Raw genomic sequence first — 12,119 nt, 5'->3', positions numbered from 1 at the left:
CAAGCGGCCTCCCTGTTTTTTACGTTTGTTGCGCCTGCACCGACACCAAGTAACTGCAACAAGTTAATACATTCTGGAATAATGGTTATGTAAAATTTGCAACACAATTTTATATTATAGGGTATAGTACATTGACGAAACAATAGCTGCTGTGTATGTTCTCCCCATCAGGATGGGAGGGGGACCGACTGTTCTGTCAATGAGCCGATCAGGCGGGTACGCAGCGCGTCAGATTGAGTATATTGAAGACAATAAAGGGGTAGTTATGGACGATTATCTGAAAGAGGCGCTGGAAATTACCAGAGCACAAGCTGGCGTTCGCGTTATGAGCGAAGAAGAAATAGCCGCCTTTATACAGAAAGTGGCGCAGGGCATCAAAGCAGTTGCTGAAGGCGAAACGCCTGTGGAACTGGACAGCGGCGAAATGGCCGTTGAAGCACGCAAGTCGGTCAAAGAAAAATCCGTCACCTGCCTTGAGTGTGGAAAGAGCTTTAAGATTCTTACCAAGCGTCATCTGGCCAGCCACGGCATGACCTCGGCTGAATACCGCGAAAAGTGGGGCTTCAAGAAAGACGCACCTCTGGTGTGTAAAGCCCTGCAGCGCGAACGCCGTAAAAAGATGAAAGACATGAAGCTGTGGGAAAAGCGCCGCAAGGTTCAAGCATCCCCGGTATAAAACCCGCAATAGCAGGCTTTGTCATTGGTCTGAAAGTCCGCCCCCGAGGCGGGCTTTTTTTTTAGGCCAAAAAATGGCATTGTACCTGCCTGTATGACGGCATGGCTGCCATTCAGGGCGGTTACGGCCAGCAAATGATTTTTGCTCTGCATCATTGTTCTTTTTCAGGGTTATATCATGACTGAATCACAGGCGGCTGCAACGCCCGCCGAAGCCCTCGCGCTTTTGTCCCTGCCGCAGGAACAGTTGTTTGCCAGGGCCACTGCGCTGCGCGAGGCGGCCTTTGGGCGCGGCATTGTTTTGTGCGCCATCATCAATGCAAGAAGCGGCAACTGCTCCATGGACTGCCGTTTCTGCTCCCAGAGCAGGCACAATCACACCCCTATTGAGGTTTTTCCTCTCTTGCCGGACGATGAACTGCGCGAGCGCATCCTGCACCTTGCAGCTCTGCCTGTGGCGCGCATTGGCGTTGTTACCAGCGGTTCGGCCCTGAGCGGCAGCGAATTGCAGCGCCTGCGCACTGTAATTTCCGGCCTGCCGGACGCCGTGCGCCCGCGCGTCTGCGCTTCGCTTGGCAAACTAACGGCTGAAGATTTTGCCCTTTTGTCCGGGGCCGGGCTTACCCGGTTTCACCATAATATGGAAACCTCGCAAAGCTACTACTCCAGCGTGTGCACTACGCAAACCTGGGAGCAGCGGCGCGACACTGTGCTGCGAGCCAGCGAGGCGGGCCTGAGCGTGTGTTCCGGCGGCCTGTTCGGCCTGGGTGAGAGCTGGCAAGACCGCGTGGACTTTGCCTTCAGTCTCAAAAAGATGGGTGTGAGCCATGTGCCCATGAATTTTCTGCATCCGCACCCGGAAACGCCTTTGGCAGGGCAGAAGCCCCTCACCGCTGATGAAGCGCTGACGCTCATTGCCGTGTTCCGGCACATTTTGCCCAAGGCCACCTTGCGCATCTGCGGGGGCAGGCCTCTTGTGCTGGGCAGCCGCCAGAATGAGATTTTCGCCGCCGGTGCCAATGCCCTCATGACGGGCGATTATCTTACAACCCACGGGCAGAGCATTGCGCATGATCTTGAAATGATCGCCGCGCAAGGGCTTGAGGTTCGCTGCGATGCAAACTGCTGAGGAAAAGATTGACCCACCGCTAAGGGGCCTTTTTATAGCTGGCTCCGGCACAGATGTGGGCAAGACCGTGGTGACGGCGGCCCTGCTGCGGGCCTTGCTGCTGGCCGGGATCAACGCCCAGGCTGTAAAGCCTGTGCAGACAGGTGTTGCGCCGGAGCAGGCCAATACGGCCCCTCTGGCCGATGCCCGCGTGTATGCCGCCGCCGTTGCGGGCATGCCGCAAAGCGCCGCCATGCTGCCTGCAACGGCCCTGCATTGCTTCAGCCTGCCCGCATCGCCTCATCTGTCCGCAGCCCGCGAAGGCGCGCACCTGAGCTGCGCAGGACTGCGAAGTGACATCATTTGCCACAGCCGCGCCAGCACCGCTGATATGCTGCTGCTCGAGGGCGCTGGCGGTTTGCGGGTGCCGCTCAACGAGCGTGAGGACATGCTCGACCTCATGGCCTCGGTGGGCCTGCCCGTGCTGCTTGTGGGCGGCAATTATCTGGGTGGGCTGAACCACATTCTGCTTTCAATGGATGCATTGCGGCATAACGGTCTGCAACTGGCCGGAGTGGTGCTTGTTCCCTCTGCCGACCCGGCCGCGGGTTGCCCCGGCGTGGATGTGGACGCCATGCTGGCCGACAATGCCGCCATGCTGCGCGAGCGGCTGGCGCAACATGGCCAGGCTGCTCCCCTTGTGGAATTGCCGCGCGTGGCGCAACTGGATGCAGAGGGCTGGCAGACTCTGGCTCAGGAGCTTGAACCGCTGGTGCGGCATCTGCAAGCCTCTCAGGATGCTGCTTGCGACTGCGGAGCGGATGTTGTGCGCCGCGATCACCAGACCATCTGGCACCCCTACGCCTCGGCCATGCAGCCGCCCTTGCTCAGCTCTGTAGCGCGCACCAGAGCCAACCGTATTGTGCTGGCAGACGGCAGGGAACTTGTGGACGGCATGTCGTCCTGGTGGGCAGCCGTGCACGGCTACAACCATCCGCGCCTTATGGAGGCCCTGCACGCACAGGCCGGGCGCATGCCCCACGTGATGTTTGGCGGCCTGACGCACGAACCGGCGGTCAATCTGGCCGAAAGGCTGTTGCGCCTCATGCCTGCGGGGCTTGAGCGCGTGTTTTTTGCCGATTCCGGCTCGGTGGCGGTGGAGGTGGCTCTGAAAATGGCTCTGCAATACCAGCAGGGCAGGGGCCAGACCGGGCGTAGCAAGTTTCTTACGCCGCGGGGCGGTTACCATGGGGATACCTTTGGCGCCATGTCGGTGTGCGACCCGGTTACGGGCATGCACAGCCTGTTCACGGCCATGCTGCCCCAACAGATATTTATGGAGCGGCCAAGTTGCCGCTTTGACCAGCCCTTTGACCCGGCGAGCCTTGACGATGCCCGGCGTGTTTTTGCCGAGCGCGGGCACGAGATTGCGGCGGTGATTCTTGAACCAGTGGTGCAGGGCGCTGGCGGCATGTGGTTTTACCACCCCGAATACCTGCGCGGGCTTGCGCAACTGTGCCGCGAGGCTGGCGCGCTGTTGATATTTGATGAAATCGCCACGGGCTTTGGCCGCACGGGCAAGATGTTTGCTGCGGAATGGGCCGGTGTTTCACCGGATATTCTGTGTTGCGGCAAGGCGCTCACGGGCGGGGTGCTCACCCTGGCTGCCACGGCTTGCACAGCCAGTGTGGCGCAGGGCATTTGCGCCGGGGGCAATGTGTTTATGCACGGCCCCACCTTTATGGCCAATGCGCTGGCCTGCGCCGTGGCCTGCGCCAGCCTTGACCTGTTGCAAGAGGAAAACTGGCGGCAGAAGGTCGCAAACCTTGAAAGCGCCCTGCGCTCAGGGCTTGCCCCCTGTGCTGAGCTTCAGGGCGTTGCCGATGTGCGCGTACTGGGCGGCATCGGCGTTGTGGAAACGTGTGAACCCGTCAATACATCAGCATTACAGGAATATTTTGTGCGGCACGGCATCTGGGTGCGGCCGTTTAACCGCCTTGTTTACCTCATGCCGCCGTATGTTACCCCGGCTGAGGATGTGGCGCGGCTCTGCGCTGTGGTGGCAAGCGCCTTGGAATCAGGAGCGCATCTGCAAGGATAAAGGCTGCCGCCCTTGTTTCAGTGGCTGCTTACCGGCATGCAGGCCTAAAGGCCACCCCGCGGGTTATTTTTCTGTGGGCGGCGGAGGAACGGGCAGTCCTTTGAATATGAGCCGTGTGGCGGCGGCGTCTGCCAGTTCGGAGACGTCCATGAGTTTTTCAAGCAGTTCAAGCAGGTAGAAGCGGTCGTTTTCGCAACCGTCCTTGAAATCGGCTTCAAGCTCGCCGCTGCGGATGTAGTTTTCCAGTTCCGTAAGATCGTTTACCGTGAGCATGGAGAATCCTTTTGCAGCGCGGAGATGCAATGCTCCGTCAGGTCGTGAACCATCTGCTCGACCTGCCGGATTTCTTCGCGGGTGATGTTGTCGTAGTGGATGCCCGCGTTGACGCACACGGCGCAGCTCAGGGCATGGGCCATGCGTTCGGCCATGCGCAGGGCGAGGGCGTCTTCCTTGTGGCCGGGCAAGCCCGCCAGATGGCTTTGGGCCTCTACCTGACCATGCGCAGGCGCGGCCAGAGCCACAGCGCCGATATGGGTTGCGCCGCCGCCGCAGAGCACCTGCAGGTCCCGCCCCTGGCGAAAAACGCGCAGATGTATGCTCAGACGGCCCTGTTGGGCGGTGAATCGCATGGCTGCTCCTGTGCTTTGGCGGCGGGTAGGGTGCCGCGCCGTTGCGGGCTTTATGGCTTTTTGCCATGTGCCCGGTGAAATTTCCAGCCTGCCTGTTGCGGTGGGCAAATCCGCCCATGAACATGGCGGAATTGTTGTGGTATATATATGATGCGGTCTGCAGCCGCAAGGCCGCCACGATGCCTGATGCCTCGGGCTTGACGCCCCAGCGGGCGGCCCGTACCATTTTGCCAATTCTTTGTTGTATGGAGACAGCATGACTCTTGATCCCACCAAGCACCCGGACTGGCAGATAGCCCTGGATGCCGAACAGAATATGAAAACTTTTGAAGCCCTGACCGCCGAGATGGGGCTGGAACCTTCAGAAGTGCTGCCCTACGGGCGATACATGGGCAAGATTGAGCAGCAGGAAGTGCTGCAAAGGCTTGAGAACCGCCCCAACGGCAAATACGTTGACGTTACGGCCATCACGCCCACGCCCCTTGGCGAAGGCAAGTCCACCACCACCATTGGTCTGGTGCAGGGGCTTGCGCGGCGCGGTTTGCGGTCGTCCGCCGCTATCCGCCAGCCTTCGGGCGGCCCCACCATGGGCATGAAGGGTTCCGCCGCTGGCGGCGGTCTTTCGCAGTGCATCCCGCTCACGCCGTATTCTCTCAACTTTACGGGCGATATCCATGCCGTGGGCGCGGCCCACAATCTTGCCATGACGGCCCTCACATCCCGCATGCAGCACGAACGCAACTATGACGACGCCACACTTGAGCGGCTCTCGGGCATGCGCCGTCTGGACATTGACCCCACGCGCGTCAGCACCGGCTGGGTGATGGATTTTTGCGCCCAGGCCCTGCGCAACGTGATTATCGGCATGGAAGGCGACGGCAGGCGCAACGATGGCTTTATGATGCGCTCGCACTTTGACATCACCGTTGCTTCCGAGGTCATGTCCATCCTTTCCGTGGCGCGCGATCTGGCCGATCTGCGGCAGCGCATGGGCCGCATGGTGCTTGCCCTTGACCGCAACGGCAGGCCCGTGACCACCGCCGACCTTGAAGTGGACGGCGCTATGACCGCATGGCTGGTGGAGGCCATCAAGCCCAACCTTATCCAGACCATCGAGGGCCAGCCCGTGCTGGTGCATACTGGCCCCTTCGGCAACATCGCTCTGGGACAGAGTTCGGTTATTGCCGACAGGGTGGGTCTGAAGCTTGGCGACATCCACGTGACCGAATCCGGCTTTGCCGCAGAAATGGGCTACGAGAAATTCTGGAACCTCAAGTGCCGTTACAGCGGCCTTGCGCCTGACGCGGCGGTGATCGTGGCCACCGTGCGGGCGCTCAAGCACCACGGCGGCGCGCCGCAGCCCCGCCCCGGTCAGCCCCTGCCCGAAGAATACCTGCGGGAAGATGTGGGTCTGGTGGAGGCCGGTTGCGTCAACCTGCTGCACCATATCGGCATTGTGCGCCGCTCCGGTGTGCCCTCTGTGGTGTGCATCAACAAGTTTTATACCGACAAACCCGCCGAAATTGCCGCTATCCGCCGTATCTGCGAAAAGGCAGGGGCAAGCGTGGCTGTTTCTGAACATTGGGAAAAAGGCGGCGAAGGCGCGCTTGAACTGGCAGATGCCGTCATGGACGCCTGCAATTCGCCCAAGCGGAACTTCCGCCCGCTCTACGACTGGAAGCTGCCCATTGCCGAGCGCATTGTCTGCATCGCCCGCGAAGTGTACGGCGCTGACGGCGTGGATTTTGAACCCATGGCCGCCCAGCGCCTCAAGGCGCTTCAGGAACGCCCCGATGCGGACGAGCTTGGCGTGTGCATGGTCAAAACCCAGTATTCGCTTTCGGACGACGCCAAGCGCAAGGGCGTGCCTTCATCCTGGCGGTTGCATGTGCGCGATGTGCTGCTTTTTGGCGGCGCTGGTCTTGTGGCCCCGGTGGCGGGCGACATCAGCCTTATGCCCGGTACTGGCTCCAGGCCCTCCTTCCGCAACATAGATGTGGATGTGGCAACCGGGCGTGTAACCGGCGTGTTCTAGACGAGCAATACAATAAAAGCGTTATCCGGTCAGTTGGTTGGCCGGATAACGTTTTTATTGCCTTTCATAAGCAAAAAAAGTTTTTTCAGAAATATTTTTCCAACCTACTCTATTCATAGTTGATAGTATTACCGAATATCAGATATGCCAGTTTTTGCCGCTTGAAAAAAATCACAAAAGACATAGGGTTAGCGCTATAAAAACACCGTATTGATCCACTAGGAGGATCGCATGGAAGTAGTGCTCAGAGGCGTGCGCGGCAGCATTGCCGTGCCAGCTCCGGCCATGTCATTTTACGGTGGCAACACCTCATGCGTTGAACTGCGCTCCGACAACGGGGCGCTTATCTTTTTTGATGCTGGTACAGGCCTGCGGCAGGCTGGCGAAAATTTGCCGGAAAGCGGCACCTGCCATCTTTTTATTTCGCACGGGCACACAGACCACATCCAGGGGCTGGGGTTCTTTCCGCCCCTGCATTCCCCCCGCTGGACAACCCACATCTATATTCCCGCCTGGCTTGAGGACGTGCTGGACAATCATTTTGCCCACGGCATGTTCCCCATACCGTTCAGCGACTTTGCCGGAAACGTTGTGCGGCACAGCCTTGAACCTGGCGACGAGGTGCTTCCCGCCAATGGCGTCGCGGTTGCGGCCATAGCGGCCAACCATCCCGGGGGGGCGCTTGCCTACAGGGTTTGCGCCGACAATGCCGTTTTTGTGTACTCCGGCGATTATGAAATAACCCGCGCTCCCGAAGTGCAGCAGGCGGCCCGCGAACTGCTTGAAGGCGCGGACATGGCTGTTGTGGACAGCATGTACAGCAAGGCCAGCTATATTGAAGGCTGGGGGCATTCCCGCTGGGAAGACTGGCGTGATATGGGCCATGCTGCCGGGGCGGGCTGCATTGTGCTTTCACACCATGCGCCGGATATGACGGATGCGCAGATAGACGCGCTACAGCGCGAGGCCTTGCACAGTTGCCAGACAAACGGGCAGCGCCTGTGCTTTGCGCGTGAGGGCATGCGGTTCAGCCTGCCCATGCCCAGGCAGCAGGCCTGTGGAGAATGCGGTCTGGTTCAGTTCAGCGACTGGCTCGACAGATTTCTGGATGACCTTTCGCAGTATCAGGACGAAAACACGCTGCTCGACCGCATACTCGCCAAATCCCGAGAGATCACGCGGGCTGATGCCGGAACCATTTTTCTTGTTGATGGGGAAGATCTGCTCTTTGCCTATACGCACAACGACAGTCTGTTTTCTGTAAACACTGCCTCAAAGTTCGCCTATTCCTCGGCGCGCCTGCCCATCAATCCTCATTCCATTGCGGGCTATGCGGCCTGCACGGGCGAAATGCTCAATATTGTGGATGTGCGCGCCTTGCCAAAGGATTTGCCGTTTTCGTTCCGCGATGATTTTGACAAGGCCACGGGATACCGTACGGAATCAATGCTCGTGGTGCCTTTTCACGACCACGCGGGGCGCATCTCGGGCGTGATGCAGCTCATCAACAGCCTTGATCCGCGCACGGGCAAACCCCGCAAGTTCACCCACGACATGGAGCGGCACATACGGGTGCTGGCCCGCGAAATCGCCAATATCCTTGAACGCAGCCATCTGGTGCGGGCAAGCATCAACAGGCTTGTGCGGCTGGCCTCTGTGCACGACCCGCTCGAAACCGGCCCCCATGCCGAGCGCGTGGGCGCCATTGCCGCAGAAATGTATCAGGTGCGGGCCAACCGCCTGTGCCTTGACCCGGACGTGACCCTGCACGTCAAAAGCCAGATACGCCTTGCCGCCATGCTGCACGACATAGGCAAGGTGGGCGTGAGTGATCTGCTGCTGAAAAAACCGGGCAAACTCTCAGATGATGAAATGGCTATCATGCGGTCGCATACGATTATTGGCGCGGGCATTCTGGAGGCAGAGGCCCAGAGTGGCGGATTCATGACCTTTGCCCGCGAGATAGCCCACCATCACCACCAGAAATGGAACGGCAAAGGCTATGCAGGTCCCAGCGACGCGGGCAGGCTGGAAGGCGAGGATATCCCCCTTGCGGCACGTATAACCGCCATTGCCGATGTGTTTGACGCGCTGGTTTCTCCGCGTTCGTACAAGGCCGCATGGCCGCACGAAAAGGCTCTTGCCCTCCTGCGCGAGGAGGCTGGCAGCCATTTTGATCCCCAGCTTGTGGAATGCCTTGAAGAAATCATGGACGTTGTCGCCAAGATTTATGAGCGCTTTCCTGATGCGGAGCCGGAACAGACAACCCGTGATACTGCTTCATGAACATTGCAGGTGCCCTGAAACGGCTGCTGCGGCAGCCATGGCTTTTCACCGCCCTTGTGGGGCTGTGCGGCGGCCTTGCCATGCTGGCGCTGTATGTGCTGCAGCCTGTGGCGCTGCAACGCCTTGATCTGAGAATTTACGATGCGCTGCTGCCCCTGCGGCGGCAAAGCGAACCTTCTCTGGTTCCTCTTGTTATTGATATAGACGAGGAATCCCTGGCCCGTTACGGGCAGTGGCCCTGGCCCCGGTATCTGGTGGCCGATCTGGTGGACAGACTGGCGCAAAACGGCGCTGCTTCCATAGGGCTGGATATCATGTTTGCAGAGCCGGACAGAACCTCGCCAGCGAGCATGCGCGAGGGGCTTTATCGAGACAGGGGCGTGACGCTGGAAATTGTGGGCCTGCCTTCTTTTCTGACGGATTTTGATACCCTGCTTGCCGCCTCCGTGCGCGCCGCGCCTGTGGTGCTGGGCGCGTTTGCCCGCTATGCGGGCGAGCCGTATTCCGGCCCCTTGCCACAGCCTCCGGCCATGATAGCGCGCGGCGGCAAGGATGCCCCCCCATTTGATGCCTATTTGCAGTCAGCGGCAGGCGCTGTTTTGCCCCTGCCGGAGCTTTTTGCTGAGGCCCCCGTGGGTTTTGTGAATGTATCACCCGATGCGGATGGCCTTGTGCGGCAGGTTCCGCTGCTCCTCAGGCTTGGTGATGCCGTTTACCCATCGCTGGCCTTGCAGGCCCTCATGCGCGCGCTGGGAACAGATGCCCTACGGCTGTATACCGGGCCGGACGGGCTTTTCAGCGTGGCGGCGGGGGAGTTCAAGATTCCGGTTTCGCGCGAGGGCTATATGCTGGTTCCCTTTCAGGGGGGGCGGCATACCTATCGGTATATAAGCGCCGCCAAGGTGCTGGATGGCAGTGCAAAGCGGGCTGATATTGACGGTTGTATCGCCTTTGTGGGCACATCCGCACCCGGTCTGGCCGACATCCGCGCAACGCCCTTTGACAGGGTGATGCCGGGGGTGGAGGTGCATGCCGCAGCCATGGACGCCATGATCAGCGGCAATTTTGTGCAGTCGCCTTCCTGGGGACCGGGCGCGCATGCGCTGATAATCGCCTTTGTGACCTGCGCGTCAACGCTTGCCTTTGGCTTTGCCGGGCCGCGCGTATATGTGCCGTCTTCGCTGGCGCTGATGGGCGCTACGGTCGCGGCTTCACGCCAGTTGTTTATGGGCGGCCTCTTTCTCTCGCCCCTCTATGGTCTGCTCACCACCCTGCTGTGCGGCGGTTTGCTGCTGAGTGTGCGCTTCTGGCAGGAGGAAAAGCAGAAGATCGTTCTGCGTCGCGCGTTTTCGCGCTATGTGTCGCCGGAGGTGGTCAAGCGGATCAGCAAACGGCAGGGCGATCTGCTGGCTGGCGAAAACCGTGAGCTTTCCATTCTGTTCACTGATATTCGGGGTTTTACGAGCCTTTCTGAATCGCTTTCGCCGCAGGATGTGGTGCAACTGCTGAACCGTTATTTTACGCCCATGACGGCCATTGTGCGCAGTCGGCAGGGGACGCTGGACAAGTTCATCGGTGATGCGCTCATGGCCTTCTGGAACGCGCCCCTTGATGTGCCGGGGCATCCCGCGCTGGCGGTGGACGCCGCACTGAGCATGCAGGAGCAGCTTGAAGTTTTGAACGGCGAAATTGAGGCGAGCTTTGGCATACGGCTTGCGATGGGCGCGGGCATTCACACCGGGCAGGCCTACGTGGGCAACATGGGGTCAGACGACCTCATCAACTACACCCTCATTGGCGATAATGTGAACCTGGCCTCGCGCCTTGAGGGCCTGTGCAAACGCTATGGCGCGCCTGTGGTGGTGAGCGGAGATACCAGGGAAGGCTGCGGGGATGCCTTTGCCTTTGTTCATCTTGATGTGCTGCGCGTGAAGGGCAAGACGAAGCCCGTCAGCATCTACTGGCCCATGAGGCCGGGTACGGATGCAATTTTTCAGGCGGCTATGCCGCAATGGAGCGCGGCGCGCGCTCTGTATGAACAGGGGGATTTTGCCAAGGCTGCGGCTGGTTTTGCCACGCTGGTAAAAAGGTATCCAGCCGTGCGCCTGTTTGGTCTGTATCATGAGCGCTCGCTCATGCTTGCGCAGAATCCGCCTGTCCAGTGGGACGGCATCTGGACAATGGAAGGCAAGTAGAAACATCCTGTTGCTGTGGGGGAAAACATGATTCGTTCAATGCTGGGGCGCGGGGCTTTGGCCCTGTGTCTGACTTTGCTGGCCGGAGGCGTATGCACGGCCAAGGATGTGGGACAGGTTATTTCCTTCAAGGCAGGTGTTACTGCCCAAAGGGATGGACAGGCCGTGGCGCTGGACATGAAAAGCCCGGTTGGGGATCGGGATACGCTGACGACAGACGCCACGGGCCGGGCGCAGATTTTGTTTGACGACGACACTACAGTGTCGCTTGGTTCCAACACGTCTCTGAGCCTTGAAACGGTGGTCGCAGAAGGCGCGAATCCTGCCTTCAAGGCCAGGATGGGGCAGGGCGTGGCCCGCTTTATTACGGGCAAAATTGTGGAAAAAAATCCTGACGGATTTTCTGTGGTCACGCCGGATGCTACCGTAGGTATTCGCGGCACCATCTTTGCAGTCCGTGTGGGTAACGGCACCACAACCGTATTCGTAACCAACACCACCAAGCAGGTTTTTGTTAACGGTGTGCTGGTGCCAACAGGTTTCAAGATCACCCTGCCGCAGGGCGCGCCTACGCCCATGACGCCGGCAGATCATAACCTGGTGTCTGGCAGCGTGGCGGCCAACAGCCCCGCCTCTGGCGCAACAGCACAACTGGCGCCGCCTTCCACTGTTGTGGGTAATCCTGTTACGCCTACAACGCTGGCGCAGACGCCCATTGTTGCGCAGGCGCTGGGTGAGGGCTTCCGGCAGACGGGCAACGCCAATGTGTCTGGCTCGCTGACCAATGAAGTGTACACAGGATCGTTCAGTTTCCTGGTTAATCTGACAAACGGCAATGTGAGCAACGGTGTCATGCAGTCTGGCAACTCGGACACACCTATGGCAATGACGGGCGGAAGGGGAAGCATCAGTGGCTCAAGCCTGAATGTTAGCGGATTCACGGCGGATGATTATTCCGGCTCCATGAGCGGCATCGCCGCCCGCAACACATCAGGGCTGTCTGTTTCAGGCGGCTACAATGTCACTAATAACAGTGATGGCAGCTTGAGGGAATCTGGTACATTTTCCGGCAAACAACGATAGGTGGAGC

9 protein-coding genes are annotated in these 12,119 nt (G+C 59.5%); 7 read left to right on the top strand and 2 right to left on the bottom strand.

Features of this window, described 5'->3' with window-relative positions; all coding sequences use genetic code 11:
* Window positions 1-265: 265 nt before the first annotated feature.
* From ACUZ9Q_RS08075 to bioA, 3 genes are all read left to right on the top strand, one after another.
* Window positions 266-676 (top strand): MucR family transcriptional regulator, encoded by a 411-nt coding sequence (locus tag ACUZ9Q_RS08075; protein WP_192111921.1) that lies wholly within the window; start codon window positions 266-268, stop codon window positions 674-676.
* Window positions 677-853: 177 nt separating this feature from the next.
* A complete protein-coding gene (gene bioB, locus ACUZ9Q_RS08070) occupies window positions 854-1,804 on the top strand; it encodes a biotin synthase BioB (RefSeq protein ID WP_215647881.1) in 951 nt (316 codons plus the stop codon).
* Entirely contained in the window at window positions 1,791-3,884 is a 2,094-nt protein-coding gene (gene bioA, locus ACUZ9Q_RS08065) for an adenosylmethionine--8-amino-7-oxononanoate transaminase (RefSeq protein ID WP_449247664.1), read from the top strand. The genes bioB and bioA overlap by 14 nt, the downstream gene beginning before the upstream one ends.
* A gap of 63 nt (window positions 3,885-3,947) precedes the next feature.
* Here the strand turns inward: bioA and ACUZ9Q_RS08060 are convergent, their stop codons facing one another.
* Together ACUZ9Q_RS08060 and lpdD are read right to left on the bottom strand one after the other, a co-directional pair.
* Window positions 3,948-4,157 (bottom strand): hypothetical protein, encoded by a 210-nt coding sequence (locus ACUZ9Q_RS08060; protein ID WP_192111918.1) that lies wholly within the window; start codon window positions 4,155-4,157, stop codon window positions 3,948-3,950.
* The gene (gene lpdD, locus ACUZ9Q_RS08055; RefSeq protein WP_323390265.1) at window positions 4,145-4,513 is read right to left on the bottom strand and encodes a prenylated flavin chaperone LpdD; all 369 of its coding nucleotides are present in this window, start codon (window positions 4,511-4,513) and stop codon (window positions 4,145-4,147) included. The genes ACUZ9Q_RS08060 and lpdD overlap by 13 nt, the downstream gene beginning before the upstream one ends.
* Window positions 4,514-4,769: 256 nt before the next feature.
* Here lpdD and ACUZ9Q_RS08050 point away from each other — a divergent pair, with 256 nt between their 5' ends.
* From ACUZ9Q_RS08050 to ACUZ9Q_RS08035, 4 genes are all read left to right on the top strand, one after another.
* A complete protein-coding gene (locus tag ACUZ9Q_RS08050; RefSeq protein WP_192111915.1) occupies window positions 4,770-6,548 on the top strand; it encodes a formate--tetrahydrofolate ligase in 1,779 nt (592 codons plus the stop codon).
* A gap of 231 nt (window positions 6,549-6,779) precedes the next feature.
* A complete protein-coding gene (locus ACUZ9Q_RS08045; RefSeq protein ID WP_449247663.1) occupies window positions 6,780-8,834 on the top strand; it encodes an HD domain-containing phosphohydrolase in 2,055 nt (684 codons plus the stop codon).
* Window positions 8,831-11,029, top strand: a complete 2,199-nt coding sequence (locus ACUZ9Q_RS08040) for a CHASE2 domain-containing protein (RefSeq protein ID WP_449247662.1) — start codon at window positions 8,831-8,833, stop codon at window positions 11,027-11,029. The genes ACUZ9Q_RS08045 and ACUZ9Q_RS08040 overlap by 4 nt, the downstream gene beginning before the upstream one ends.
* Before the next feature lie 27 nt (window positions 11,030-11,056).
* A complete protein-coding gene (locus tag ACUZ9Q_RS08035; RefSeq protein WP_449247661.1) occupies window positions 11,057-12,112 on the top strand; it encodes a FecR family protein in 1,056 nt (351 codons plus the stop codon).
* Window positions 12,113-12,119: the final 7 nt, after the last annotated feature.

The sequence above is a fragment of the Desulfovibrio desulfopostgatei genome (genome assembly GCF_053570645.1).
Note: the sequence above shows the minus strand (reverse complement) of the source record. Positions and strands in the feature narration are given on the sequence as shown.

Excerpts from the sequence above, each read along its gene's own strand:
- ACUZ9Q_RS08075 (WP_192111921.1), top strand. The coding sequence starts at position 266 with ATGGACGATTATCTGAAAGAGGCGCTGGAAATTACCAGAGCACAAGCT.
- bioB (WP_215647881.1), top strand. The coding sequence starts at position 854 with ATGACTGAATCACAGGCGGCTGCAACGCCCGCCGAAGCCCTCGCGCTT.
- bioA (WP_449247664.1), top strand. The coding sequence starts at position 1,791 with ATGCAAACTGCTGAGGAAAAGATTGACCCACCGCTAAGGGGCCTTTTT.
- ACUZ9Q_RS08060 (WP_192111918.1), bottom strand. The coding sequence starts at position 4,157 with ATGCTCACGGTAAACGATCTTACGGAACTGGAAAACTACATCCGCAGC.
- lpdD (WP_323390265.1), bottom strand. The coding sequence starts at position 4,513 with ATGCGATTCACCGCCCAACAGGGCCGTCTGAGCATACATCTGCGCGTT.
- ACUZ9Q_RS08050 (WP_192111915.1), top strand. The coding sequence starts at position 4,770 with ATGACTCTTGATCCCACCAAGCACCCGGACTGGCAGATAGCCCTGGAT.
- ACUZ9Q_RS08045 (WP_449247663.1), top strand. The coding sequence starts at position 6,780 with ATGGAAGTAGTGCTCAGAGGCGTGCGCGGCAGCATTGCCGTGCCAGCT.
- ACUZ9Q_RS08040 (WP_449247662.1), top strand. The coding sequence starts at position 8,831 with ATGAACATTGCAGGTGCCCTGAAACGGCTGCTGCGGCAGCCATGGCTT.
- ACUZ9Q_RS08035 (WP_449247661.1), top strand. The coding sequence starts at position 11,057 with ATGATTCGTTCAATGCTGGGGCGCGGGGCTTTGGCCCTGTGTCTGACT.